Origin of the sequence: Candidatus Epulonipiscium viviparus (genome assembly GCF_030708075.1) — a bacterium.
Lineage (GTDB): Bacteria > Bacillota > Clostridia > Lachnospirales > Cellulosilyticaceae > Epulonipiscioides > Epulonipiscioides viviparus.
Genome location: NZ_CP117982.1, coordinates 868,006 through 893,358 on the forward strand (window position 1 = coordinate 868,006; position 25,353 = coordinate 893,358).

At 38.9% G+C, this 25,353-nt stretch carries 25 protein-coding genes; 13 read left to right on the forward strand and 12 right to left on the reverse strand.

Going from position 1 to position 25,353, the window contains the following annotated elements; genetic code table 11:
- Positions 1–19: 19 nt before the first annotated feature.
- Genes PCY70_RS03325 through PCY70_RS03335 form a run of 3 tightly spaced genes read right to left on the reverse strand, consistent with a single transcriptional unit; the run spans position 20 to position 3,152 of the window.
- The gene (locus PCY70_RS03325; protein ID WP_305768428.1) at positions 20–1,771 is read right to left on the reverse strand and encodes a CotH kinase family protein; all 1,752 of its coding nucleotides are present in this window, start codon (positions 1,769–1,771) and stop codon (positions 20–22) included.
- A 12-nt stretch (positions 1,772–1,783) separates the two neighbouring features.
- Positions 1,784–2,455: a DUF4956 domain-containing protein gene (locus PCY70_RS03330; RefSeq protein WP_029487818.1), complete on the reverse strand. Its 672-nt coding sequence runs from the start codon at positions 2,453–2,455 to the stop codon at positions 1,784–1,786.
- A 25-nt stretch (positions 2,456–2,480) separates the two neighbouring features.
- Positions 2,481–3,152: a polyphosphate polymerase domain-containing protein gene (locus PCY70_RS03335; protein WP_029487819.1), complete on the reverse strand. Its 672-nt coding sequence runs from the start codon at positions 3,150–3,152 to the stop codon at positions 2,481–2,483.
- Between the two features lie 108 nt (positions 3,153–3,260).
- On the opposite strand from PCY70_RS03335, the gene PCY70_RS03340 reads away from it, so the two are divergent.
- Positions 3,261–3,950, forward strand: a complete 690-nt coding sequence (locus PCY70_RS03340; protein WP_305768429.1) for a response regulator transcription factor — start codon at positions 3,261–3,263, stop codon at positions 3,948–3,950.
- Entirely contained in the window at positions 3,931–4,968 is a 1,038-nt protein-coding gene (locus PCY70_RS03345; RefSeq protein ID WP_305768430.1) for a HAMP domain-containing sensor histidine kinase, read from the forward strand. Before PCY70_RS03340 ends, PCY70_RS03345 begins: the two co-directional genes overlap by 20 nt.
- Here the strand turns inward: PCY70_RS03345 and PCY70_RS03350 are convergent.
- The 4 genes from PCY70_RS03350 to lepB all read right to left on the reverse strand — a co-directional run bounded on the left by PCY70_RS03350 (position 4,965) and on the right by lepB (position 9,979).
- Complete coding sequence (locus PCY70_RS03350; protein WP_305768431.1) at positions 4,965–6,602, reverse strand: CotH kinase family protein; 1,638 nt, start codon at positions 6,600–6,602, stop codon at positions 4,965–4,967. The genes PCY70_RS03345 and PCY70_RS03350 overlap by 4 nt on opposite strands.
- Positions 6,603–6,725: 123 nt before the next feature.
- Complete coding sequence (aspS, locus tag PCY70_RS03355) at positions 6,726–8,480, reverse strand: aspartate--tRNA ligase (protein ID WP_305768432.1); 1,755 nt, start codon at positions 8,478–8,480, stop codon at positions 6,726–6,728.
- A 19-nt stretch (positions 8,481–8,499) separates the two neighbouring features.
- Complete coding sequence (locus tag PCY70_RS03360; protein WP_305768433.1) at positions 8,500–9,357, reverse strand: Cof-type HAD-IIB family hydrolase; 858 nt, start codon at positions 9,355–9,357, stop codon at positions 8,500–8,502.
- Between the two features lie 22 nt (positions 9,358–9,379).
- Entirely contained in the window at positions 9,380–9,979 is a 600-nt protein-coding gene (gene lepB / locus PCY70_RS03365; protein ID WP_305768434.1) for a signal peptidase I, read from the reverse strand.
- Positions 9,980–10,146: 167 nt separating this feature from the next.
- On the opposite strand from lepB, the gene PCY70_RS03370 reads away from it, so the two are divergent.
- The gene (locus tag PCY70_RS03370) at positions 10,147–11,400 is read left to right on the forward strand and encodes a bifunctional folylpolyglutamate synthase/dihydrofolate synthase (protein ID WP_305768435.1); all 1,254 of its coding nucleotides are present in this window, start codon (positions 10,147–10,149) and stop codon (positions 11,398–11,400) included.
- Here PCY70_RS03370 and PCY70_RS03375 read toward each other — a convergent pair.
- Together PCY70_RS03375 and PCY70_RS03380 are read right to left on the reverse strand one after the other, a co-directional pair.
- Entirely contained in the window at positions 11,397–12,500 is a 1,104-nt protein-coding gene (locus PCY70_RS03375; protein ID WP_305768436.1) for an anaerobic sulfatase maturase, read from the reverse strand. The genes PCY70_RS03370 and PCY70_RS03375 overlap by 4 nt on opposite strands.
- 69 nt (positions 12,501–12,569) lie before the next feature.
- Entirely contained in the window at positions 12,570–13,304 is a 735-nt protein-coding gene (locus tag PCY70_RS03380) for a Bax inhibitor-1/YccA family membrane protein (RefSeq protein ID WP_305768437.1), read from the reverse strand.
- 173 nt (positions 13,305–13,477) lie between these two features.
- On the opposite strand from PCY70_RS03380, the gene PCY70_RS03385 reads away from it, so the two are divergent.
- Positions 13,478–14,638, forward strand: coding sequence for a YcdB/YcdC domain-containing protein (locus tag PCY70_RS03385; RefSeq protein WP_305768438.1), 1,161 nt, complete (start codon positions 13,478–13,480; stop codon positions 14,636–14,638).
- Here the strand turns inward: PCY70_RS03385 and PCY70_RS03390 are convergent.
- From PCY70_RS03390 to PCY70_RS03400, 3 genes are read right to left on the reverse strand one after another with little or no spacing between them, the layout of a single operon-like run.
- Positions 14,618–15,181: a rhomboid family intramembrane serine protease gene (locus PCY70_RS03390; protein ID WP_305768439.1), complete on the reverse strand. Its 564-nt coding sequence runs from the start codon at positions 15,179–15,181 to the stop codon at positions 14,618–14,620. The genes PCY70_RS03385 and PCY70_RS03390 overlap by 21 nt on opposite strands.
- Before the next feature lie 12 nt (positions 15,182–15,193).
- Positions 15,194–16,528, reverse strand: coding sequence for a sensor histidine kinase (locus PCY70_RS03395; RefSeq protein ID WP_305768440.1), 1,335 nt, complete (start codon positions 16,526–16,528; stop codon positions 15,194–15,196).
- A gap of 3 nt (positions 16,529–16,531) precedes the next feature.
- Positions 16,532–17,203: a response regulator transcription factor gene (locus PCY70_RS03400; protein WP_305768441.1), complete on the reverse strand. Its 672-nt coding sequence runs from the start codon at positions 17,201–17,203 to the stop codon at positions 16,532–16,534.
- 163 nt (positions 17,204–17,366) lie between these two features.
- Here PCY70_RS03400 and PCY70_RS03405 point away from each other — a divergent pair, with 163 nt between their 5' ends.
- From PCY70_RS03405 to PCY70_RS03445, 9 genes are all read left to right on the forward strand, one after another.
- Positions 17,367–17,822, forward strand: coding sequence for a hypothetical protein (locus tag PCY70_RS03405; protein ID WP_305768442.1), 456 nt, complete (start codon positions 17,367–17,369; stop codon positions 17,820–17,822).
- 127 nt (positions 17,823–17,949) lie between these two features.
- Complete coding sequence (locus PCY70_RS03410) at positions 17,950–18,312, forward strand: hypothetical protein (protein ID WP_305768443.1); 363 nt, start codon at positions 17,950–17,952, stop codon at positions 18,310–18,312.
- Position 18,313: 1 nt separating this feature from the next.
- Positions 18,314–18,718: a hypothetical protein gene (locus PCY70_RS03415; RefSeq protein ID WP_305768444.1), complete on the forward strand. Its 405-nt coding sequence runs from the start codon at positions 18,314–18,316 to the stop codon at positions 18,716–18,718.
- A gap of 171 nt (positions 18,719–18,889) precedes the next feature.
- The gene (locus PCY70_RS03420) at positions 18,890–19,345 is read left to right on the forward strand and encodes a hypothetical protein (protein WP_305768445.1); all 456 of its coding nucleotides are present in this window, start codon (positions 18,890–18,892) and stop codon (positions 19,343–19,345) included.
- Between the two features lie 128 nt (positions 19,346–19,473).
- Positions 19,474–19,929 carry a hypothetical protein gene (locus PCY70_RS03425; protein ID WP_305768446.1) on the forward strand — a complete coding sequence of 152 codons (456 nt, stop codon included), beginning with the start codon at positions 19,474–19,476 and terminating at the stop codon, positions 19,927–19,929.
- 127 nt (positions 19,930–20,056) lie between these two features.
- Positions 20,057–20,503 (forward strand): hypothetical protein, encoded by a 447-nt coding sequence (locus PCY70_RS03430; RefSeq protein WP_305768447.1) that lies wholly within the window; start codon positions 20,057–20,059, stop codon positions 20,501–20,503.
- A gap of 84 nt (positions 20,504–20,587) precedes the next feature.
- On the forward strand, positions 20,588–21,442 hold the full coding sequence (locus tag PCY70_RS03435; RefSeq protein WP_305768448.1) for a metallophosphoesterase family protein: 855 nt from the start codon (positions 20,588–20,590) through the stop codon (positions 21,440–21,442).
- Positions 21,439–23,232 carry a GTP-binding protein TypA/BipA gene (locus PCY70_RS03440; RefSeq protein WP_330697042.1) on the forward strand — a complete coding sequence of 598 codons (1,794 nt, stop codon included), beginning with the start codon at positions 21,439–21,441 and terminating at the stop codon, positions 23,230–23,232. Before PCY70_RS03435 ends, PCY70_RS03440 begins: the two co-directional genes overlap by 4 nt.
- A 187-nt stretch (positions 23,233–23,419) precedes the next feature.
- Positions 23,420–25,342 (forward strand): site-specific DNA-methyltransferase, encoded by a 1,923-nt coding sequence (locus PCY70_RS03445; protein WP_305768449.1) that lies wholly within the window; start codon positions 23,420–23,422, stop codon positions 25,340–25,342.
- The last annotated feature ends 11 nt before the right edge of the window (positions 25,343–25,353 follow it).

Here is a 25,353-nt window from a genome sequence, read left to right on the forward strand (position 1 = left end):
CCTCGGCTTAAGTATTGACTTAAGATTTCTTGATGAAAACTACAGCAACTAGAGTTATGGCGATTAATGTAATCATCAAAAATGCGTCTACTGCTATTTGGATGGGATTGGCTTGGTCGCCGTGCATCATAGCAAGCATTTCATCTACCATTTCCGCTTCTAGTCCCATCTCCATCATCATTTCCTTCATTGTTTCGATATCCGGCATCTCGCCGTTCATTCCCATAGGAGGCATTCCGCCTTTCATAGGATGCGCTGCCCCATCGCCAGATGAGGAACCCATAGGAGGCATTCCGCCTTTCATAGGACGCGCTGCCCCATCGCCAGATGAAGGACCCATGGGAGGCATTCCGCCTTTCATCTTTGGACTCGTTAAAAGTGATAAATCTAAGTCATCGCTATTGATAAGCTTTTCGGGGTTGGCGGCCTGAGCATCGGTCGTTGCTGGTACTGTTCCATCTATTTGCCCCGCTATACTCTCGCCTCGAAGTAGTAGCAACTGGATCAATTCGTCGCGAGCGGCTTCAAATTCTTCATAAGTACAAAATGCTGTCGCATCGTTTTTGACATAATCATCTATCAGCGCATTAAGTGCTGCAGCAGTGTCATCGATGTTTTGCAGATATGCTGCAAGTATTGAGAGAGATTCGTGATATTGCTGCTTGTAGACTTCGTTTTCCATTACAACTTCTAATAGCGGGCGATCTGCCATCTCGACGCCAAATACTGGAGTATCGATCGGAAAATTTACGATATCCGAAGCGTCATCGGTCATAAATAAAATTCCAAACGTGGAAGAATAGTCCCAAGGCAGAATGCTAACCTTGCCGTTTTGTTCGTATAGAAAATAGTTTTGGCACATAAATGTAGAGTAGCTGTCGCCGTTTACAGAGACCGTGTGCGCTGCTAAATATGGGATAATTTGCTCCATATCCCAATATTCTTCTAGCTCGTCGAGGCTTTCGTAATTATTCAGAACCTCGATAGCTTCTACAACACGCGTATTGTCGGCACGGTCCGCGGTGGAGCCAATCGAATTTTCAAAGAAACCTGCATAGCTTGCTAAATCGTTTCCTACATATTTCAAATCGAGGCCATTGCCCGAAAACATCTCTGCAGATGGCATCATATTGCCTCCGCCAACGATATCTGCAGCTTTGGCGCTATATAAATAGCCGTTGCTGTTGCCGTAAACACGTTTTTGAAAGCTGCTGTTATAAGATTCTAGCCCCAAATATAGCCCCCAAGGATCGCCGTTTAATGTAACGTCCGCATAAGTATAGAGCGGAGCATCAACGCCCAATTCATTCATCATATCGAAGCTTATATATTCGCGCAAATATGAATTGTCTTCGTATAGATTATTCAACACCAGCACGTCGAGCCCAAAGCACGTTTGCCCATCTATATATTCGTCGAATTTAATTTTGAAGCTGAAGCGGTCTGTATCAGGGTCCATTGCAATAAATTGAAGGCTAGAATTTCCCTTGGGTCTAATCCCCACATTTTTGAAGAGGGTGCCATTGACTACAACATCAACTGCTGTGTATTGCTCATCTGTTGCAGTATCAATGATGTGTTGCCAAGTTTCATCGTCTGCTAATATATCGACAGAAAAAATTTCGCCATTAAAAATTTCGGTTTCATATTCCATTGCGATAGGAGTTGCTGCAGTTGGAGTGACGGCTTGGTATAGGATTAGTGCCATCGTGGCGATCATAGCAACTGCGATGAAAATAGCAGTCAGTGTTTTCAAGTTCTTTTCGCTCATAGAGCCGCCTCCTTATCCTGCATATTCTCCGTTATATGTCACCAAAATTGCGTTTCGAACACCTGCTATAGAAGTGATTTTGTTTACGAAGTCTGTATCATCATTCCCTAATCTAAGTTCGAGCGTGATTTCAATATTGTCTGCGCTAATGGTTTTGGATTTTAATATATTCACGATGCTTTCTTCTTTGATTACTGCCATTACAGCTTTTTCAGCCGCACTGTCTAAGCAATTTATCACAAAAATATACGGTGTATCTTTGGATTTTTTGTTCACAAATACTACAAGTAAAAGTCCGACGATGATAGAGCCAAATACTGCAAGTGTGGTAAAGCCAGCGCCGAGAATGATGCCGTTTGCTATGCTCCAGAATAGGAATGCTATATCCAGGGGCTCGCGGATTGCGGTTCTAAAACGTACGATCGATAACGCACCGACCATACCTAGAGAGAGGACCACGTTGCTTGTAATTGCTAAAATTAAGATGGTGGTGATCAGCGACATTGCCATAAGGGCGACTGCAAAGCTCTGAGAGTACATAACGCCGCGATAAGTTTTTTTGTATACGGCCATAATTAGCAATCCTAATGCAAATGACAATAGAACTGCTAAGCCCATGTCCAAAAACGAAATTGCTGTTACATTTTCCAAAAAGCTACTTTTAAAAATATCTCCAAAATTCATAAATCTCCTCCTTGTTTAATGCGGATTAATAAAAGCTTCGGCTTGCGGCATATTTTGAAAAAGCGCTGTGGCTTCGAGTGCCGGCTTGAATTGCTTGCCGTATAAATTCAGGTAAAAATTCATCGTATTTTACTTCTAGCACGATGTTATTGCCGGTTTTGATCGTGGGATGCGCCGAGTTTAAAAAGTCTAGCGAAGATAGCCCCGTGCGGATATCGGTATCCAATGTAATCCGAACATTGCCTGCGGGGTAAATGAAAACTTCGCGGTGATAGTTTACAATTACTATGGGCTTCAAGCGCTGCGTTACCATTTTGTAGTATAGCTCAACAAACAGATCTGCAGTGGAATGAGCCAAAAACTCATGCTGCCCATCGATTAGGTTTTGCACTTCTGCGGCAGTGATGGGTGCGCTTTGTTTGTTGCATAGCCCATTTATTTTAGACTTCTTTTCGAGACGAATGAAGTTGGTATCGCTATTATAGTAACGAATCCTAAATTTTTCGCGGCGGTTGACACCATCGATTTTTTCAAGCAGGGCTTTGTTGTTGTAGTTATCAAAATATAGACTGCGAACAATGTATTCGGAATTTTCGCCGGCATGGGGATCTTTGTTACATATCACTTTAAGTCTGTTTCTTAAGTCGATATATTCTGCATATGTAAGAATGTGTTTAAATTCGTGTCTAAATTTCATTGGCATTCCTTCTTTCGAAAAGAGTTGATTTGTTGACGAATTTATTATACTATGCAAAGATAAACTGAAAGTTAACTAATTAGGTAGATTATGTGGGAGGCAAGGTAGATGTTTAAAATTATGGTAGCCGAGGATGATACAAATACACGGAAGTTTATGGAAGCTGCGTTACGAGCTGCAGGGTATGGAGTAGTTGCTGCTGCAGATGGGGAAGAGGCATTGGCTTTGATGGATACTGAGTTTGTGGACTTAATCGTATTAGATATTATGATGCCCAAGATGGATGGCTATGAGTTTGCGGAAACGCTGCGAAAGTGTGGCGTAAATATTCCTATCCTGATGGTGACCGCAAAGTGTTTGCCAGAAGATGCGTGCAAAGGGTTTATCGCAGGGACCGATGACTATATGGTAAAGCCGATAAATATAGACGAAATGCTATTGCGAATTAAAGCATTACTGCGACGAGCTAAGATTGTGTCGGAACGAAAGCTAAAAGTAGGAAAGCTCCTATTAAATTATGACGCATTTTCAGTGCAATATGAGAATGAGCCAGAGCAGGTGCTGCCGCAGAAGGAATTTTTGCTACTATATAAATTGTTATCGTCGCCGGATAAAATTTTTACGAGACTGCAGCTAATGGATGAAATTTGGGGTATGGAAACAGATTCGGTAGATACGACAGTGAATGTGCATGTCAATAAGCTTCGCAAGAGGTTTGCTGCTTACAACGAATTTGAAATTATTGCGATAAGAGGGATTGGTTACAAGGGAAAGGTGAATGATGCTCAAAAAAATTAGGTTGCTAAAGCAGATGCTAGGTTTTGTAGGTGCAGTGTTTTTAATTTTTGTAATCTCCCATTTGATGCATCCGATAATAGGGATGATATTGGTAAAATTGGAATTGATAGAGAAAAAACCACATTGGCTATATCCGCTGATTACGCTCGCTATGTTTAGTGTCGTAATCGGGGTGACGACATCAATTTTTGTGAATGCAAATATAGTAAGACCAATTAAGCTTCTAATTATGAGCATCAATAGGGTAGCAGCGGGGAATTTTAAATCTAAGGTGGAGGCAACGAGCCGCTTGAAGTATTTCCAAAAGATGATAACTAGTTTTAATAAAATGTTAGATGAGCTCAATGGCAATGAAATGCTGAAGTCTGATTTCATAAACAATTTTTCACACGAGTTTAAGACGCCGATCAACGCTATTCAGGGCTTTGCTAAGCAACTGCAAAATTCAAATTTGTCGGAACAGCAAAAGCAGGAGTACATTGATATTATGATATATGAAACGCAGCGGCTAAGTTCGTTGGCAACTAATGTGTTAAATTTATCGAAAGTCGAACATCAGGTGATTCTTAGCAATAAGACTCAGTTTAATCTATCGGAGCAGCTGCGAGAAGTGGTGATTATGTTATATGATAAATGCACGGCCAAAAATGTAGAAGTGGAATTCGATTCTGCAGAAGTTGAGATTATAGGTGATCGCGAATTACTAAAGCAGGTGTGGATCAATCTACTAGACAATGCGATAAAGTTTTGCTACAAAAATAGTGTAATTAAAATCAAGATTGCCACAACTGTAGCGAAAGTAAACGTCAGTATTGCAAACGATGGAGAGCCCCTATCTGCTAATGCACAAAAATGTATATTTGACAAATTTTACCAAGCAGATGCTTCTCATGCAACAGTTGGAAACGGATTGGGATTGACTATTGCAAAAAAAATTATTCAGCTTCATGGCGGAAACATCTACGTTGTAGGCGGAAACAAAACTACGATGGAGGTATTTTTGCCCATCAAAAATTAGAGCTTCTTTATAAAAATGGTTGCAACAAAAGTTATGGCGATAAACCCGAGCATAATCATAATATCTGCCGCAATTTGTTTAGGATTAGGTTTGTTGCCGTTCATCGTATCCAATATTTGATTGACCATTGCGTCATTGACTTCTATACCCATATCAATCATGGCTTGCTTTATGGTATCGAAATCGGGTATGCCATCGTTCATGGAAGGTACTGCAGATGGCTTATCTTGTTTCGAATTAGCAAAAAGTGTTAAAACTTGACTATTGACGAGTTGTTCAGGATTAGCTGCCTGGGTTGAAGTTGTTGCAGGAACAGTTCCGTTAATTTGCCCCGCTATACTTTCGCCTCGGAGCAATAGTAGTTGCGCCAACTCGTCGCGAGCAGCTGTAAATTCGTCATAGGTACAAAACGCTGTTGCATCATTTTGGACGTATGTATTTATGGAAGCATCGATTGTTGCAATAGTTTCGTTGGCAGCTGCAAGGTATGTGGCAAGATTTGACAAATATGCGTAGTATTGTTGCTTATAAATTTCATTCGATAATACTGCTTCTATTAACGGGCGCTCTGCCATCTCAATGCCAAAAACTGGGGTATCAATCGGAAAGTTTACAATATCAGACGCGTCATTGCTCATAAATAGAATGCCAAATGTGGAGGAGTAGTCCCAGGGCAAGACACTCACTTTGCCGTTGTGTTCATAGAGAACATAGTTTTGAGACATAAAGGTGGAGTAGCTATCACTATTTACAGATGCTGTATGCGCGGCTAAATACGGAATGATTTGCTCCATATCCCAGTATTCTTCTAGCTCGTCGAGATTTTTGTAATTATTGAGTACCTCTATTGCTTTGACCACACGCAGATTATCGGCACGGTCGGCAGTTGCGCCAATCGAATTATCAAATAGGCCAGAGTAGCGGGTGATATCGCGACCCACGTATTTCAAATCGAGCCCATTGCTAGAAAATGTATCATGCGATGATGATAGACTATTATTGTCAACAATGCCAGTAGTTTTTGCGCTGTATAGATAGCCGTTGCTATTGCCATAGACTCGTTTTTGGAAGCTGTTATTATAAGATTCGATTCCCAAATATAGTCCCCAGGGATTGCCATTTAATGTAACGTCGGCATAAGAATAAAGTGGAGCAACTATACCCAATTTGTCCATCATTTCGAAGCTTATATATTCTCGTAAATATGAATTGTCGCTATACAAATTGTTCAACACAAGTACATCAAGACCAAAGCAGGTTTGTCCATCGATATATTCGTCAAACTTAATTTTAAAGCTGAAGCGACTACTGGTAGGGTCCATGGCAATAAACTGAAGACTGGAATTGCCTTTAGGTCGAATTCCCACATTTTGGAAAAGAGTGCCATTGACGACAACATCAACTGCAGTGTATTGCTCATCGGTTGCGGTCTCGAGGATATGTTGCCAGGTTTGCTCATCTGCGAGTATATCCACAGAAAAAATTTCGTCGTTAAAAATCTCTGTTTCATATTCCATTGCGATGGGTGTTATTTCAGTAGGGGTGCGTACTTGGAACAAAGCTAGCGATAGTGTTATAATAATAGTAAGAGTGATTGCAAAAATAGTTAATAATGTTAAAGTTTTTTCGGTCATAAGGGTTCCCGCTTTCAAAAGTAGTTAATTTGTATTGATTATAATATGTAAAGATAAGCAAAAAGGGAACTCCTATAGAGGCAATAAAAAAGGGCGGACACTATGATCCAACCCTCTGTAGAATTATTTGTTTGTTGTTACTGCAATGTGGACGTCTTTTAGTTGCTCGTTAGATACAAACGAAGGAGCATTCATCATAACGTCTTGCGCGCTTTTGTTCATAGGAAATGGAATTATTTCTTTAATAGAATCCTCTCCCAAAATTAGCATAATCATTCGGTCAACCCCAGGTGCAATTCCAGCATGCGGTGGCGCTCCATACAAAAATGCATTATACATAGCAGGAAACTTCTCTTTTACATCCGCTTCGCCCAAGCCCACAACGTTAAAAGCTTTTATCATAAGAGAAGGGTCATGGTTTCTAACAGCTCCAGAGCTCAGTTCCACACCATTGCACACAAGATCATATTGATACGCCAAGATGGAAAGAGGATCCTGTGTGTTTAGCGCTTCCAATCCGCCTTGAGGCATAGAAAACGGGTTGTGACAAAACTCGATTTTATTAGTCTTATCATCTAGTTCATACATAGGAAAATCTACAATCCAGCAAAAAGAGTAACAATTTTCTGCTACGTGGCTTGTGGCATGTTGCCCTATAACGTTTCTAAGAACTCCGGCGGTTTTTTGCGCTTTGAGTTTTGTGCCTGCTGATAAAAATACATAATCCCCAGGCTTAAGTGCCAACTGTGCGATAATGGCATCCTTTGTGTCTGCCAAAAACTTGCTAATGCCTCCAACGAAATTGCCGTCAGCACCTAATCTAAACCAGAATGCTTTGTTTTCGATGATCACTTCTGTATCGTGACAAATTTTATCGACCACTTTTCTGGTTGCGTCAAACTTATCAACAACGATTGCTTTTATAACAGCATTCGCAAACGGTTCAAAACCGCAATCTTGCAACAACGCCGTCGCATCGGTAACTACTAAATCGTTTCGTAAATCTGGTTTGTCAGAACCATACTTTTCAAGAGCCTCAAGATAAGGTATTCGGACAAAAGGCGGATTGCTAGACGTTTTATATATGCCATATTTAGCAAAAATTTCGGGCAATACTTCTTCTATTACAGCAAAAACGTCTTCTTGGTTTGCAAAGGCCATTTCCATATCTAATTGGTAAAATTCTCCTGGAGCGCGATCTGCTCTAGCATCTTCATCTCTAAAACAAGGTGCAATCTGAAAATATCTATCAAATCCAGATGCCATAAGAATCTGCTTAAACTGCTGCGGAGCCTGAGGTAGCGCATAAAACTTGCCCTCGTGTAAACGGCTAGGAACAAGATAGTCTCGCGCTCCTTCTGGTGATGAACAAGTCAAAATTGGAGTGGTAATTTCCAAAAAGTCAAGCGATTCCATTTTTTTGCGAAGCGCAGATACAACTTTGCTCCTTAGGGCGATCTTGTCTTTTACCGCAGGGTTTCGAAGATCCAAATATCGATACTTGAGACGTGTGTTATCATCAGCTTCGGTAGAACGATTAATTTCAAAAGGCAATTCATTATGTTCACAAATTCCCAAAACTGCAACTTCAGTTGGAATAATTTCTATATCACCAGTTGCTATATTTTTATTTTTGCTCTGACGTTCGCGAACCTGTCCAATAATTTGGAGAGTTGATTCTTTGTTAACGGACGCGATCTGGTTCATAATATCTTCAGTTTCTATTACAATTTGGGTTGTGCCATAAAAGTCTCGTAAAATTAAAAATCCTAAAGTTTTTGATACCTTCCTTAAGTTTTCGTAAAAGCCTACCAATACTACAGATTCACCTATATTAGCAGAGGTAAGCTCGTTACAAGTATGTGTTCTTGATTGCATTTATTTATCCTACTTTCTTCTAGCATTTTCGTAAAAGTTTAATTCTGTCTATTGAAAACTGCTGCAAAGTTTTCGCCACACCGTCATTGTTATTGCTATCAGCAACAAATTGAGCCGCGGCCTTAATCTCATCTGTGGCATTGTCCATCGCAACTCCAAGCCCAGCATATTTTATCATGTGTAAATCGTTTCCGGCATCACCAAAGGACATAATTTCGCCAGGAAATATACCGAGATATTCAGCTAGCATTTTTAACCCCAATCCTTTATTTGCTTCCTTATTTAAAAACTCTAAGAAATATGGCGTGCTTCGTACAATAGTATATTTATCATATAATTGATCAGAAAGATTGCGGACAGCGCTATCTATAATGTGTGGTTCATCAATTAGCATAACCTTAACAATCTTTTCTGATGCATATATGTTTTGAAAATCTACTAATTGAATAGAGATGTTATTTATATCCATTTCTAATTGGGTATATTTGGATATTTTAGGAGCAATAAGCCCTTGTGTTGCTGAAAAGGCATGAATATTTGTTCCTAATTGTTGAGATAATTGATAAATCTCTTGTAAGTGGTTGCCTTGTAATGTGATATCGGTAATGATATCGTTAGTATACAAATTTTTAACAAGAGCTCCGTTAAAACATACTACATAATCTTGGATTGTAACTCCATCAACATCTTTATTGTTGGTGTTAAATTCCAAAATATTAAGCGTATCGGTTAAGCCTTCAAAAGGTCTTCCCGTTGTTAATACGATTTTAACACCGTTTTTTCGAGCGTTTAGTAAAGTTTTCTTTGTATTATTTGAAATACTTTTTTCATCAGTTAGTAAGGTGCCATCTATATCTATTGCAACTAATCTTATCATATTAATCCCCTCATTTTCTATTTTATTGCTCTTTTACAGGTGCAGCACCTGTTAATTGCCAGGGTAACTTTGATTCTACCCTACTTTCGATCATTTTAATAGGCACTTGACCAAAATTTCGACTATCTAAACTAATTTCTCTATTGTCGCCTAATACATAGACACAATTTTGATTTACTGTCATGGGAAATTCGGCATTGTTGGAATACGTGAGTCCCTGAGTAAAATTTTCGATTACTGGTAGAGTATTGACATAAAGTGTTCCATTCTTTATATCGACAACATCTCCCGAAATCGCCACAACACGTTTCACATATCTAGTACGCTCGGTGTTAAGTGTTGCTTTGTTAAATAAATCTGTTAAAGTGAGCCCAAGCCTTGTTTTTGCAATGCCTTCTGGTGTATCTTTATAAAAGATTATAATGTCGCCAACTTTGGGGGTAGAAATTTGGTATGCTAGTTTATTTGTTAAGAGGATGTCACCGTCCCACAGTGTGGGATTCATGGAGTTTTGCTGGACAATAATTAATCCTAGGAAATATGTCTGTATACCGGTAGTGACAAGTCCTAGCAGTAATAGTGATTTTAACATTATTTTGAGTAACATAAATTCAGAATTCATATAATCACCTCTTTATTTGTCTCTATATTAATGATATATGTATTAAGAATGGATTTTGATATATAAAAAATGTGAAAGATTTGGGTAAAAAAATCATTTAAAAAAAGTGTAACAATAATTAAAATTAGTAATTATGAATAAAATTTATGTTATAAACGGAGGACGTAATGAATATTAATGAAACTTATGAATTTTTAGATACTCTTGCAATGTTTGGCCAAAAAAGTGGGCACGAAGCATTTTTGAAGCTTTTGGCAAAGATAGATAATCCGCATCAAAATTTAAAAATAGTTCATGTTGCAGGCACTAATGGAAAGGGCTCAACTTCGGCAATGATTTCAAATATTTTGGTAAAAGCTGGGTTTAAAACCGGTCTATTTATAAGCCCTTTTGTATTGGAGTTTCGTGAACGCATTCAGTTAAATGGAGCCATGATTTCTGAGGATGATCTATGCATGTGTGCGACGATAGTGAAAGATAATATGGCAGAAACTAGGTATGGGTATTTTGAAGTTGTGACTGCTATTGCTTTTTTGTATTATAAAATGAAGGGATGCGACGTCGTTGTATTAGAAGTGGGGTTGGGAGGGCGACTTGATTCAACCAATGTAATTGCAGCTCCGTTGGTAACTGTAATAATGTCGATAGGACTTGATCATACGGCTATATTGGGAAATACGATAGAAGCGATCGCCGCGGAGAAGGCAGGGATTATCAAAGGTGGCGTTGCAGTTGTCTATCCACTTTTGGACGCAGCGGCGCTGGCTGTAATTGAGAAAAAATGTATCGCAACAGATACTAAGTTAATAGTTCCAAATCTACACACATTAAAAATCGCTGAGGATAATTTTTATAGAAAATTTGTATATAAAGACATGGAGTTTAATAAAAAATTATTGGGAAAATTTCAAATTTATAATGCGCTATGTGCCATAGAAGTTGCAATACAATTGAGAGGGCAAGGATATTATATTGATAACCAAGCAATAATTGAAGGGATAGCGACAACGTTTTTTCCTGCAAGAATGGAAATATTGAATAAAAATCCGCTTGTGATTCTAGATGGTGCGCATAATCAAAGTGGCAGTGCCGTATTGGCCGAAATGATATCAAATTTAAACTGCGATAATATAAACATTATTATAGGAACATTAAGAACTAAAGATTATGAAGAAATCATGAAAACGTTGTTACCACGTGCAAATATGGCAATAGTAGTTGCACCAGAAAGCAAGAAAGCTGCAGAAGTAGATGCGCTAGCTGCAACAGCCGAGAAGTATTGTGATGATGTACAGGCATTTGCAGATTACAAAGAAGCGGTAAAATTTGGAATGGAAAGCACAAAAAAAGAAGACGCACTGATTATATGCGGCTCCTTGTATCTGGCGTCAGATGTGAGAAAGCTATTTAAAAATAATTAAAATTGGTTTGGAACTTTGATATCTCGCATTCTTGGTAGCACGGCATCAAAGAACATCTCATACCCTTCGCATAGATAGTTATGATAGCTCTCGCCTACCATATCTCTGTTTCTCATGCAGCCACCGCGGCAAATAGATAGGTATTGGCAGGCTTTGCATTTGTCGCTTAGTTTGATAGATTTTTCGAGAAATTCGATTTTGCTTCTGTTTGCATTGATAGTTTCTAATTGATCGGTGTTGAAGTTGCCAATGCGGTATTCGTCTAGCATATAGAAGTCGCAAGGATAGACCGACCCATCGGCTTCGACAACTGTTTGTATTCCGCAGGTACCCCTCATATCGCAGGATTCTGCTGGGTAGCCATTGAGGATTGCAACATAATTTTCGAACTGCCTAATATACGGTTGCTTTCCTTGCAAAAAGTCTGCATACCACAGATCAAATAAATCTATCATAAATTGGCCAAACTCTTGCGGTGTAAGTGAATATTCATTTTGAGAGCGTTCTTCTTCGAGAGGATCTAGGCAGGCGATATATTGTTGATAATGCCAGCCATTTTTTTCATAAGCTTTGTAAATTTCTTTTATATTTTTTGCAACAAGTTTGTTGACAACGGTTAGGATATTATATTGTACATTATATTGATCAAACATTTTGGTGGTTTGCAAAATGCGTTCGTAGGTATTTTGGCCAGATGGATCGTGACGATATGTGTCGTGAATTTGCTGAGTGCCATCTATGGAAACCCCGATTAAAAAGTCATTTTCTACGAAAAATTTACACCACTCTTCGTTGAGGTTAAAGCCATTAGTTTGCAGAGCGTTGTGAACTTGGATTCCTTTTTTATTGTATTGTTTTTGATATTCGAGAGCTTTCCGAAAAAAGTCTAAACCTCTAAGAGTGGGTTCGCCTCCTTGATATGCGTAGCTAACAGAATAATTGGCCTTAAGCATGGTACGCCTAATGATATTTTTGAGGGTTTGCTCACTCATCATTCCAAAAGACTGCTGTGTTCTTTTCTCTGCCTCATCAAAGTAGAAGCAGTAGTCGCATCTCATGTTACAAGCACTTGAAGAAGGTTTCATCATAACGTTTAACATATTAGTATCTCCTGTTTTTATATTTAAAATAAGGAGTGCAACGAAAGCACCCCTTATAATTATAACTTATTATTCTCGAGAAGCAAGTTTAGCAAGTAGACTAAGCATTTCTACATATACCCAAACTACTGTTACCAAAAGACCTACCGCAAAGAAAGATTCCATATATTTTGGAAGTCCGTGACGCGCACCAACAACGATATTATCATAGTCGAGCATTAAATTTGCTATTGCAACAATTACTGTTAATATACTAAAGCCAATAGAAATTAAGCCGTTACCCATTAGAACATTGCCCCAGCCTAAGAAGAAAAATATAAGTCCCATAATGCTTGCGGCGCAGATTGTCATGGTTAAAATGATAACACCCATTCTAATTTTGCCAGCAAGGTCAGGTTTTTCTTTGTATAATAAAAGCGTGAAAGCTATGGCAAGTAAAGTAAGTAATGCAGCTTTTGGAACTACGCCATCAAAAAAATAACTAAATCGTAAAGTTATTGCTCCAACAAATACACCTTCGAAAATAGCATAAAAAGAACCTATAGTGCTTGATAAATGCGGTTTAAATACCATAGCGATAAGAAGAATAAAACCAACTATTCCACTTGAAACACCAAGTATATTTGCAAGACCAAAGTTTGGAACACTACCAATAGATAATGCAACAAAGGTTATTAAAGCAAAGATACAAGTTAGACTGATGAAAGCTAAAGATTTATTTCGTGCGCCTGCAATACTCATTGCTTCGCCAGTACCAACCAAGTTGCCCTCTAAACCTTTTTTAATCATTGGATTAGATCGCATATAAATCACCCCTTTTTCGTTTTATCGATTATAACATATTTAATAAATTAATGCTACAGTTTTTTAAAAATTTGCCAATATGTGATAAAAAAGTTGGTGGGGCGAAATAATTATTGGTTTTTAGTTGAATATATTGTATAATTTAAAACAAATATTAAATAGAGGTGAACAGTATGAAGAAAATGTATGTTTTGTTATTGGCATGTTTATCTGCTACCTGTGTTTCAGCTGCTCCGATGATGACCGAGTATGAAGCAATTACTTATGTAGAAGATATGTTTAATTTGCCAAAGGGGTATAGTTTGAAAAAAAATGTAATAACCCCACTTGCAGCATTGCCATATTATAGCTTTGAGTTTAGTGCCAATACAGCAAAAATAAATGTTGATGTCGAACAAAGTGGAAGCATCCTGGAGTATAATAATGAAAATGTTCCAGTATCAGGACCTACAATCTTTTCGTATGAGCAATGTAAAAATGCGGCACAGTTGGCACTAAATGTTTTTGCAGCTGACTATAAAAATGATTTGGTGCTGGTCGATCAACAATTTAATCCTTCAGAAAATTCATACACATTTTTCTTTGTGAAACAGTATAATGGCATTCCGGTATTAGAAGAAAAAATATCGGTTAGTATTAGTATGATAACAGGAGAGGTGGCGCGATTTGAAGGCATAGATACATATTTGGGAGCGTATCTAAAGGAAACAAATGAAATTTCTGCAGAAGATGCGATGGCGATATACAAGGAAAATGTAAACGTGGGTGTATTTTATAAAGTGGAGCAAAATGTAGCGGTGCCGATGTTTGGAGTTTTGCCGTCGGGAACAGTTGGGGTTTCGCCGTCTTCTGCGGAGGTGATAGAGTTGACAGACGCGGGAGTTCCTGCAGATGTTGGGTTGAGATATGGATATGAGCAGAGCATCATATTTGCTAAAAGATATATAGAAACTGTCTATGGATATACAAATATCGAATTGCTAGAAGCGGAAACGCGTTATCTAAATGGAAACTACCATCTGACGTTTTTGCGTACCGAAAATGGATTACCAGTAATTAACAATTTTATCACAATTACAATATCAGCAGATACAGGGGTAACGCAAGATCATCAAGTAGTATGGGACAATAATATAATGTTTCAAAATATCGGATATTTATTGTCTCCAGCATACATTGATAATTTGACCCAAGCGTTTATGGAAGCCAGCGAATTTGGTTTGTATTATATTAATATATCAGAAATGAAGCGTGTTCCAGTATATACAACAAACTCGTCAGAAGTATTCATTAATCCTGTAAATGGATCGGTGTTAGTTAACGGGGCGCAATAAGAAGCCAAGAACGGCACCTGTAGTTCCGCCGATTATATGAGTAATATTGGATACGTTATCACTGATGGTGGCAGCGCTGATGACTTCTCCCAATATATAAATTAACGCAACGAGTATAAAAGTCATAGGGATTTCGCCATTTTTGATGCTAGTGAATGATGACAATAAAATAAGTGAAAATGCAACGCCACTAGCTCCCAGAAGCCTCACCCCAGGAAACATCATGTTGTTAACGACTCCTGTAATGATAGCAGTTACCAAGATGACGCCTAAGATTTCTGAGGAGCCATATTTTTCTTCTAGTAATGGACCGACTATCAATATAAGCGTTATGTTTCCTAAAAAATGGTCCCAGTTGGCGTGTCCAAAAACATGGGCTATAATTCTAATATATGCTAAAGGATCAGTCATAGAAGAGTGATATGTACTGAACAAAAAATGATTTGTTCGACCGCCAGTTAAGATGTTTAAACCGAGAGCGGCAGCACAAATGAATGTAAAAATTAAAATTACGGGTGAATTAAAAGAAATCTTTAGTTTCATTAGTATTTCCTCCTAAGTAGTTGGTATGGTTATCTCAAATATTACGCCCTGATCGTTATAAGCTCGAATGTGTCCGTTCAATTTTTCTATAGAAGTCTTTGCAATAGAAAGCCCCAGTCCAAAATTTCCGTTTTTTCCCTTTGAAAACCGTTCAAAAATCTTATCTTGATTAGTGATCTTTTCTCCATCATTTTTGATAAAAATAGTGGCAGTAGTATCTGAGACAGTTGCAGAAATGTCTATTGTAGTTTTTGCGTAACGAAGCCCATTTGAAATAATATTCCCAAATACAGCGCGTAGCAATTCGTCATTGCCTCTAACCGAAACATCAGTAGTGACAAGATTATTAATAGTAATGTTTTTGGATAATGCATAGCCGTTATATGTATTAACCAAATCGCTTAAATAATTGTTTAGATTGATACTTACAAGTGAGTCGGCATCGTTGAAATTTTCGATGCGCCCCAGGGTGAGAAGTCCATCGATCAGAGTAGTAAGTTTTTGAGTTTCCTCAGAAATAATGTGAGCCGTAGATTTTGTGTCTGCAAATATACCCATTTCGATGCCATCTGCATATCCTCTGATACTCATTAGGGGGGTGCGCAATTCATGAGATGCATTGTTTAGAAACATCTTTTGCGAATTATGGGCATCATAAATGCGTTTGCTCATCTTGTTTATTTCAAGACTCAATTTTTGAAATTCGATAGCATCATTTTGAATATTAAGATGTAATATTTCGTCATATTTTATAGATTCAACACATTTAGTAATATATTCAATAGGCGACGCAATAGAAGTTGTAATTCTAGTGGAGATGAAAGTAGCGATAATAGTTACGATTACTGAAATGATAAGCAATAGCAAATTTATAGCAAATACAAAATCATCTAAAAAATAGCTCTCTGAAACATAAATGGCTTTATCTCGTAACATTTGAGGTTGTATGTCTAACTCTACAAAGTAATAATCGTGACCATTATGGTTAAATTTACCTATTTCTCCGATGGGCAAATCTGCAGTAGCGGTATAAGCTAGTTGTGCGATCTCTGAAGTTACAAAACTAGTCTCGGGAATAGCAGAAAACTTAGAGACATTACCTTGTCTGTTGTAAATGATAAGTTCCATAGAGCTGGAGCTGGGGCCAACTTTAAACAGTGGCTGATTGCTACTGGCCATTTTAGATAACTTAGACGCCGCATCTTGGGCAATATGAAGTAATTCGTTTTCAGCTGCGGTTTGAGCGTAATAAGAAACGGTTAGGTTAAAAAGTACGAGTATGGATAAAGGAATAAGTATAATTAGAATAATGATAGGACGCGAAAACTTTTTTCGAATAGTTATCATAATCTACTCCTCTGTTTCTAATTTAAAACCATATCCCCAAACAGATACAATTCTAACAGAAGTTTTAACCAATTTTTTGCGAAGCCGACGTATGAGATCGTCACAGGCCTTAGTATCAACATCATAATCAAATTTCCAAACATTTTTAAGCAGCTCATCCCTAGAAACAGCTTTGTCGCTATGCTCAAACATATAAGCCATAAAGACAAATTCAGTAGGTGTCAGATCCAGCTTGTGCCCAGAATAAGAACAGGTACGCAATGCAATGTCAATAGTTATATTTCCAAAATTAAGAATATTTGTTGTCGCTGCATTAAAAGACATACGCCGAAAAATAGAGTTAACACGCACAACCAGTTCCATAGGGGCAAAAGGCTTAATGAGATAGTCGTCAGCACCCATAGTAATGCCGGTAATTCTATCTAGCTCTGTATCTTTTGCAGAAACAATAACAATAGGAACATTGCTTTTTTGGCGAATGGAGTGACAAATCGAAATACCATCAGTGCCGGGCATCATAACATCTAAAATAACCATATCGGCAGGGTTGGTTTGGAATGCGGAAACCAAAGAATCTCCGTTATCAAAAGAAAGAACATCGTAGCCACTGCTTTTAAGGAAGCTACAAATAATATCTCTAATATTTTTCTCGTCATCTGCAATATAAATTTTCATATAAATCACCTCAAATAGATAATAACACACTTTAATAAAAAGATAAATAATTGTTGCGTATAAGTTGCGTATAATTGACGGTAGAAATCCCACAGCCCCTTGCAATATAATAAAAGTGTAAGAGGCAACAGCAAATCAAAACAAATTAAAAGGAGAGATTAAAATGAAAAAATTATTAGTATTGGCGATAGCAGGAGTTATGACAATGGGAGCAACAGGCGTGGTTACATTTGCAAAAGAGGCAGGAGTAAAGATTACGGAAGAAATGAAGGAGCGCAGAGCTAACCTCGAAGCAAAAGGTATCACAAAGGAAGAGGCAGCAGAATACAGAGCCAACCTCGAAGCAAAAGGCATTACAAGGGAAGAGGCAGCAGAACTCAGAGCCAACCTCGAAGCAAAAGGCATGACAAAGGAAGAGGCGGCAGAGCACAGAGCTAACCTCGAAGCAAAAGGCATGACAAAGGAAGAGGCGGCAGAGCACAGAGCTAACCTCGAAGCAAAAGGCATCACAAAAGAAGAGGCGGCAGAGCGCAAAGCCAACATCGAAGCAAAAGGTTTGTCACCAGAAGAAGTGAGAGCAAAGATAGAATCAGGCAAAATTAAGCGTGAAGATAAATAATAAGGTAGCAACAGAAATTGCGTATAAGTTGCGTATAATTGACGGTAGAAATCCCACAGCCTCTTGCAATATAATAAAAGTGTAAGAGGCAACAGCAAATCAAAACAAATTAAAAGGAGAGATTAAAATGAAAAAATTGTTAGTATTGGCGATAGCAGGAGTTATGACAATGGGAGCAACAGGCGTGGTTACATTTGCAAAAGAGGCAGGAGTAAAGATTACGGAGGAAATGAAAGAGCGCAGAGCCAACCTCGAAGCAAAAGGCATGACAAGGGAAGAGGCAGCAGAACGCAGAGCTAACCTCGAAGCAAAAGGCATGACAAGGGAAGAGGCAGCAGAACGCAGAGCTAACCTCGAAGCAAAAGTCATGACAAGGGAAGAGGCAGCAGAACGCAGAGCTAACCTCGAAGCAAAAGACATGACAAAGGAAGAGGCAGCAGAACACAGAGGCAGCAGAACACAATCAAAACAAATCAAAAGGAGAGATTAAAATGAAAAAATTGTTAGTATTGGCGATAGCAGGAGTTATGACAATGGGAGAAACAGGCGTGGTTACATTTGCAGAAGAGGCAGGAGTAAAGATTACGGAGGAAATGAAGGAGCGCAGAGCTAACCTCGAAGCAAAAGGTATCACAAAGGAAGAGGCAGCAGAATTCAGAGCCAACCTCGAAGCAAAAGACATGACAAAGGAAGAGGCAGCAGAACACAGAGCCAACCTCGAAGCAAAAGACATGACAAAGGAAGAGGCGGCAGAGCACAGAGCTAACCTCGAAGCAAAAGTCATGACAAAGGAAGAGGCGGCAGAGCTCAGAGCTAACCTCGAAGCAAAAGTCATGACAAGGGAAGAGGCGGCAGAGTGCAGCCAACATGAAGAAAAGGTTGTCAAGAAGAAGTGAGAGAAAAGATAGAAGCAGGCAAAATTAAGCGTGAAGATAAATAATAAGGTAGCAACAGAAATTGCGTATAAGTTGCGTATAATTGACGGTAGAAATCCCACAGCCTCTTGCAATATAATAAAAGCGTAAAGGGCAACAGCAAATCAAAACAAATTAGAAGGAGAGATTAAAATGAAAAAATTGTTAGTATTGGCGATAGCAGGAGTTATGACAATGGGAGCAACAGGCGTGGTTACATTTGCAGAAGAGGCAGGAGTAAAGATTACGGAAGAAATGAAGGAGCGCAGAGCTAACCTCGAAGCAAAAGGCATGACAAAGGAAGAGGCGGCAGAGCACAGAGCTAACCTCGAAGCAAAAGGCATAACAAAGGAAGAGGCGGCAGAGCGCAGAGCTAACCTGGAAGCAAAAGGCATTACAAAGGAAGAGGCAGCAGAGTGCAAAGCCAACATCGAAGCAAAAGGCATGACAAGGGAAGAGGCAGCAGAACGCAGAGCTAACCTGGAAGCAAAAGGCATTACAAGGGAAGAGGCAGCAGAGTGCAAAGCCAACAACGAAGCAAAAGGTTTGTCACCAGAAGAAGTGAGAGAAAAGATAGAAGCAGGAAAAATTAAGCGTGAAGAAAAATAATAAGGTAGCAACAGAAATTGCGAATAAGTTTGCGTATAATTGACGGTAGAAATCCCACAGCCTCTTGCAATATAATAAAAGTGTAAGAGGCAACAGCAAATCAAAACAAATTAGAAGGAGAGATTAAAATGAAAAAATTGTTAGTATTGGCGATAGCAGGAGTTATGACAATGGGAGCAACAGGCGTGGTTACATTTGCAAAAGAGGCAGGAGTAAAGATTACGGAAGAAATGAAAGAGCGCAGAGCTAACCTCGAAGCAAAAGTCATGACAAAGGAAGAGGCGGCAGAGCGCAGAGCTAACCTGGAAGCAAAAGGCATTACAAAGGAAGAGGCAGCAGAATTCAGAGCCAACCTCGAAGCAAAAGGCATGACAAAGGAAGAGGCGGCAGAGCACAGAGCTACCCTCGAAGCAAAAGGCATGACAAAGGAAGAGGCGGCAGAGCACAGAGCTAACCTCGAAGCAAAAGGCATCACAAAAGAAGAGGCGGCAGAGCGCAAAGCCAACATCGAAGCAAAAGGTTTGTCACCAGAAGAAGTGAGAGCAAAGATAGAATCAGGCAAAATTAAGCGTGAAGATAAATAATAAGGTAGCAACAGAAATTGCGTATAAGTTGCGTATAATTGACGGTAGAAATCCCACAGCCTCTTGCAATATAATAAAAGTGTAAGAGGCAACAGCAAATCAAAACAAATTAAAAGGAGCGATTGAAATGAAAAAATTATTAGTATTAGCAGTTGCTAGTGTAATCTCAATTGGGATGGCAACAACCACGGCGGCAGATGAAATAGATGAAATAATCGAAGAGGAAGTTGTGTATAGAGCGGTGCCTGAATTTTTACTTAATACAGAACTTAGTAATAAGGAAATTGTAGCCATTATAGTGAATGCAAGGAAATATTTGACGAAATACTATTTGGCCCCTGAGGAAGTGCGATATTATATGGAAAAAATTGGTGAAAAGCTGGTGGACGCAGGTGCAGATGAAGATGAGGCGCTGAAGATGGTTAATGAATTGAAAAACTCGTTTGATGCACAGGGATTATCGGTTGTGGACATTTCCGAAACAATGGATGAACTAGAAGATGAGCTAGATGACCAGGTTGCAGAAGAGATAGTAAAGTTATTACTTGCAGAAGTGGAGGACTTCGCGATTTAGGGGCGAGGGCCTCTTTTTTATATTTGGACTGTATTTTATATGGGTGATACATTATAATAGTAGAAAAAATATTTAGGAGGAGATATGCATTTTGATGTGAAGACGAACTCCGCAGTGATAGATCAAACGTTCGAAAATATCGTAAGCAAAGATCCCGAATTGATTATAGACTTGGGAGATACGCTAATGCTGGGAGAATGTATAAATAGCGATATGGCAAATCAGGCATTTTCGGTACAGCAAAGATTGAAGCCGCTACAAGGCATTCCGATGTATTTGGTGACTGGAAATCATGATGGCGAGATGGGGTTTATGCCAAATAAGCAAGCGCAGGCTCAGATGGTGAGAAATGAATATTTTCCTAATCATAGTGCTAACGGAAATACAGAAACTGCAAACTATTATGCTGTAAAAGAAGGCGGGAGTTTGTTTATAGTTTTGGACGCGTATTCGGCATTGGCAGAGCCTAGAAATGGATGGAACGATACGCTAGGAGCAGAGCAGTATATGTGGCTAGAAGAAGTTCTAGAAGAAAGTGACGAGGAAAATAAATTTGTGTTTATTCATAATCTGCTAGGCGGAAAAAGAAATGAGAGAAGAGGCGGAGTGAGTATTGCGCATCTGTATGAATGGGGTGGCGAGAATGCGCATGGCGAAGAAGAGTTTAAGGAGTATCGACCAGACTTTGCGATGCCGATACATTCGTTGTTGGTGGAGCACCAGGTGGACGCAGTTTTTCATGGGCACGATCACTTATACGCAGTTGAGGAGAAAGATGATGTGCTCTATGTTGCAGTGCCACAGCCGGGAACGGAACGAAAAACTACGCGCGGGGCGGTGGAGAAAGGATACTTTGGAGATGTGATATATCCTTCTGCAGGATTTATAAATTTGCTAATCAGCGAGGATGCTGTGGTGGGGCAATATTTGCCTTTTTGACTCAAAATGGAGTTTTTAGAGATAATGAAGAGGTTGTCGATTGTGTGATGGATAATGACTCTATAGAGAGAGAACGAGGCATCACGATTTATTCAAAAAACTGCTCGATTAGATATAAGGACTATAAAATAAATATTGTGGACACTCCGGGGCATAGCGACTTTTCGTCAGAAGTGGAAAGAGTAATTAAGACTGTGGATACGGTTATATTGCTTGTAGATTGTATGGAAGGGCCTATGCCGCAAACAAGATTTGTGTTACAAAAATCGCTGGAGTTGGGGTTAAAGCCAATTTTAGTTATTAATAAAATAGATAAGCCAAACAATAGAGCGGAAGAAGTCGTCAATATGACATTCGATTTGTTTGTGGATTTAAACGCAACAGATGAACAGTGCGACTTCGTCAATATGACATTCGATTTGTTTGTGGATTTAAACGCAACAGATGAACAGTGCGACTTCCCAATTTTGTATGGTATTAGCAAGCAGGGGATAATTCAATACGAGTTAGATGAAGTATCAAACAGCATAGAGCCATTGCTAGAGACAATTATTAAACAAGTGGGAGAATACAAAAAGCAAGATGATGCGCCACTGCAAATGCAAATTAGCGCGCTTGCGTATGATGATTATATTGGGCGCTTGGGAATCGGGCGTGTGTATAAAGGTATTATAAAAGAAGGAATGCCTATTCAAATTGCAGATAATCAAGGAAATTTGAGGATGGGCAAAGTGAGCCGATTGATGTCTTATGAAGGGTTAAAGCAGGTTCCACAAAAGCAGGTAACGAGTGGAGATATCGCGGTTATTTCTGGAATAGCAGATATATCGATTGGAGAAACTATTGGAGAAGTTGGTAAAGTTGTGCCTATGGAGCCTATTCATATAGAAGAGCCAACGCTTACCATGAATTTTTTGGTAAACGACTCTCCGTTTGCAGGGCTTAGCGGAAAGTTTGTTACAACCAGACATATTAAAGAGCGTTTGGAAAAAGAATTAGAAGTTAATGTAGGGTTGAAAGTTAAGCCTATGGAGACAACAGATGGATACACAGTTTCTGGTCGTGGCGAACTGCATCTTTCAATATTAATAGAAAATATGCGTCGCGAAGGATACGAAGTTGGGGTATCAAAACCTGAGGTTATAATGAAAAGAGGCGAAGACGGCAGATTGTTGGAGCCTGTGGAGCGAGTAATTATTACTTTGCCAGAGGAGTATTCGGGAACAGTAATTAATAAGTTGAATATGAGAAAAGCAGAAATGCAGTCTATGGAGCCAGAAAATGGTTATATGAGAATAGAGTATCTGTGTCCAACTCGTGCGCTTCTAGGATTTAGAAGCGAATTAATTACTGACTCGAGAGGTGAGGCCACAATGGTTAGGCGTGTTGAAGGATATATGCCGTTTGTTGGTGAGCTCCCTAAAAGGCAAAATGGCGCGTTAATCGCAGGAGAGCAGGGCGTGACCGTGGCTTATGCTTTGAATAGTTTAGAATCACGCGGGACATTGTTCGTGGAGCCTTCGGTTAATGTATACGAAGGTATGATTATTGGATCAAACTCTCGCAAAGAAGATATGACAGTTAATCCATGTAAAACGAAAAAGCTGACTAACACTCGTGCTTCGGGATCGGATGACTCAGTGAAATTAACACCTCCTAGGGTATTTTCGCTAGAGGAAGCGCTTGAGTTTATCGAGAATGATGAGTTAGTAGAAATAACACCAGAAAATATTCGCTTGCGTAAAAGACATCTGACTGAGCAAGATAGAAAGCGTGCATTTAGAGTTTAGGAGAACAATGTAGTCAATCCCTCTGAAATACTGGAGGGATTTTTTTTTATTGCAGATATGTAGAGACATTATATACATAGCAAATAAATATCGCAAATTTAGGGGGGGGGGTAGATGAAGTGAATAAATTATATATTGCTTTCCTGCAGTTAGGGAATGAAAAGGTGTAATATTAGGAGGATAATAAATGAAGATAAGTACATTTAATGTAAAGGTGGCAGATGCTACTGCTGATAATATTGCTAAGATAAAGGAGATATTTCCAGAAATTTTTGTAGGAGGGGGGGGTACTTTAAGCTTTGAAAAACTTAAGGCAGCCTTGGGTGAATATATAGCTGACGATGATGAACGATACAATTTTACTTGGAACGGAAAAGCAAAAGCTATGCGACTAGCTCAAACCCCATCGACCGCGACACTTAGACCGTGCAAAAGTGAAAGTAAAAATTGGGAAAATACTAAAAATGTATATATCGAAGGAGATAATCTTGAAGTCCTTAAGTTGCTACAAAAGTCATATTATAGCAAGATAAAGATGATTTATATCGACCCACCGTATAATACGGGCAATGATTTTGTTTATGCAGATGATTATAAGGACAATATACAGAATTATTTGCGACAAACACAGCAGGTTGATGACGAGGGACATAGAGTACAAACTGATATTGAAGTAGAGGGCCGAATTCATAGCAATTGGTTGAGGATGATTTACCCTAGACTTAAGTTGGCCAGGAATTTGTTAACAAAAGATGGGATAATATTTATTAGCATTGATGCTAGAGAAGTTGTAAATCTTAAGAAGACTTGCAATGAGATTTTTGGAGAAGACAATTTTGTGGGTGAGATAATCTGGCAAACTTCAACGGATAATAATTCGGGTCAAATTGCAATGGATCATGAATATATTATTTGCTATGCGAGGGATAGGAAAAAGTTGCCAGCGTGGGTAATCAAATCCGAAAAAGCTGCAATGATTCAGGCGCAATACGATAAGTTGAAGGCAAAGTATAAGAATAATACAGCAGCAATTCAGGCATCTCTAAAAGTATGGATAAAGAAAAATGTAGCTGCGTTAAAAGGAGTAGCGCATTATTCTAGGGTTGATGATAAGGGAGTCTATTATCCCGGAAACGCATCTAATACTAAGCCCGGTGGATACACATTTGATATCATTCATCCTGTTACAAAAAAGGTATGCCGCAAGCCAGATTATGGTTACAGATGGCCCGAAGCCACTTTTATAAATGCAAAGAAAACTGGCGATGTGGAATGGGGAGAAACGGAAGCGGTTATTCCGAAGATTAAAAAAAGATTAGAGACTGCCACAGAACTATTAAGGAGCTATTATTATGAAGACAATCGGTACTGGACGAAATATTTAAACGCACTGCTGGGCAAAAATGTTTTTGAAAACCCCAAATCGATGTCGCTAATTAGTAGATTGATGAAGTTTGCGACTAATCAAGATGACATAATTTTGGATTTTTTTGCCGGCTCAGCGACAACGGCGCATGCTGTAATGCAACTCAATGCAGATGATGGTGGCACTCGTAAATTTATGATGATACAACTGCCTGAGGCGACGGCTAAAAGAAGTGTAGCATATAAAAAAGGTTACAAAAATATTTGTGAAATTGGTAAAGAACGAATCAGGCGAACTGGTGATCAAATCCAAGAAACTGCTACTGATCTGGATATCGGATTTAGGGTATTCAAACTGGATAGCTCTAATATAGAACAATGGACTGCAACGGCGGATAATATAAAAGCAAAGATAATCGAAGAATTGGAAGAAAACTGGAAGCCGTTTGTTGCAGGTAGAAGCGACCTAGATATTGTATATGAGATTGCATTAAAAAATGGTTTGGCGCTAACGAGCGAAATAGAGGAGATTGAAATGGCGAGCGCATATGCGCTAGACGCCGGAAAGCTATTGATTTGTTTGGGAGAGGGGTTAAACAAGGCTGTGGCGGCGGAGTTGCTAAAGCTTGTTCCAAACTTAGTGAAAATAGTCGTGCGAGACAATGGGTTTGCAACGGATAATGACAAGATGGAATTTAGAGAATATTTGCAAATTCATGAAATCGACGAAATAATTTTTATATAAGGAGCGATCGT

Bases quoted from the DNA above. Each gene is read 5' to 3' on its own strand.
- PCY70_RS03325 (WP_305768428.1), bottom strand. From the start codon at position 1,771: ATGAGCGAAAAGAACTTGAAAACACTGACTGCTATTTTCATCGCAGTT.
- PCY70_RS03330 (WP_029487818.1), bottom strand. From the start codon at position 2,455: ATGAATTTTGGAGATATTTTTAAAAGTAGCTTTTTGGAAAATGTAACA.
- PCY70_RS03335 (WP_029487819.1), bottom strand. From the start codon at position 3,152: ATGAAATTTAGACACGAATTTAAACACATTCTTACATATGCAGAATAT.
- PCY70_RS03340 (WP_305768429.1), top strand. From the start codon at position 3,261: ATGTTTAAAATTATGGTAGCCGAGGATGATACAAATACACGGAAGTTT.
- PCY70_RS03345 (WP_305768430.1), top strand. From the start codon at position 3,931: ATGATGCTCAAAAAAATTAGGTTGCTAAAGCAGATGCTAGGTTTTGTA.
- PCY70_RS03350 (WP_305768431.1), bottom strand. From the start codon at position 6,602: ATGACCGAAAAAACTTTAACATTATTAACTATTTTTGCAATCACTCTT.
- aspS (WP_305768432.1), bottom strand. From the start codon at position 8,480: ATGCAATCAAGAACACATACTTGTAACGAGCTTACCTCTGCTAATATA.
- PCY70_RS03360 (WP_305768433.1), bottom strand. From the start codon at position 9,357: ATGATAAGATTAGTTGCAATAGATATAGATGGCACCTTACTAACTGAT.
- lepB (WP_305768434.1), bottom strand. From the start codon at position 9,979: ATGAATTCTGAATTTATGTTACTCAAAATAATGTTAAAATCACTATTA.
- PCY70_RS03370 (WP_305768435.1), top strand. From the start codon at position 10,147: ATGAATATTAATGAAACTTATGAATTTTTAGATACTCTTGCAATGTTT.
- PCY70_RS03375 (WP_305768436.1), bottom strand. From the start codon at position 12,500: ATGTTAAACGTTATGATGAAACCTTCTTCAAGTGCTTGTAACATGAGA.
- PCY70_RS03380 (WP_305768437.1), bottom strand. From the start codon at position 13,304: ATGCGATCTAATCCAATGATTAAAAAAGGTTTAGAGGGCAACTTGGTT.
- PCY70_RS03385 (WP_305768438.1), top strand. From the start codon at position 13,478: ATGAAGAAAATGTATGTTTTGTTATTGGCATGTTTATCTGCTACCTGT.
- PCY70_RS03390 (WP_305768439.1), bottom strand. From the start codon at position 15,181: ATGAAACTAAAGATTTCTTTTAATTCACCCGTAATTTTAATTTTTACA.
- PCY70_RS03395 (WP_305768440.1), bottom strand. From the start codon at position 16,528: ATGATAACTATTCGAAAAAAGTTTTCGCGTCCTATCATTATTCTAATT.
- PCY70_RS03400 (WP_305768441.1), bottom strand. From the start codon at position 17,203: ATGAAAATTTATATTGCAGATGACGAGAAAAATATTAGAGATATTATT.
- PCY70_RS03405 (WP_305768442.1), top strand. From the start codon at position 17,367: ATGAAAAAATTATTAGTATTGGCGATAGCAGGAGTTATGACAATGGGA.
- PCY70_RS03410 (WP_305768443.1), top strand. From the start codon at position 17,950: ATGAAAAAATTGTTAGTATTGGCGATAGCAGGAGTTATGACAATGGGA.
- PCY70_RS03415 (WP_305768444.1), top strand. From the start codon at position 18,314: ATGAAAAAATTGTTAGTATTGGCGATAGCAGGAGTTATGACAATGGGA.
- PCY70_RS03420 (WP_305768445.1), top strand. From the start codon at position 18,890: ATGAAAAAATTGTTAGTATTGGCGATAGCAGGAGTTATGACAATGGGA.
- PCY70_RS03425 (WP_305768446.1), top strand. From the start codon at position 19,474: ATGAAAAAATTGTTAGTATTGGCGATAGCAGGAGTTATGACAATGGGA.
- PCY70_RS03430 (WP_305768447.1), top strand. From the start codon at position 20,057: ATGAAAAAATTATTAGTATTAGCAGTTGCTAGTGTAATCTCAATTGGG.
- PCY70_RS03435 (WP_305768448.1), top strand. From the start codon at position 20,588: ATGCATTTTGATGTGAAGACGAACTCCGCAGTGATAGATCAAACGTTC.
- PCY70_RS03445 (WP_305768449.1), top strand. From the start codon at position 23,420: ATGAAGATAAGTACATTTAATGTAAAGGTGGCAGATGCTACTGCTGAT.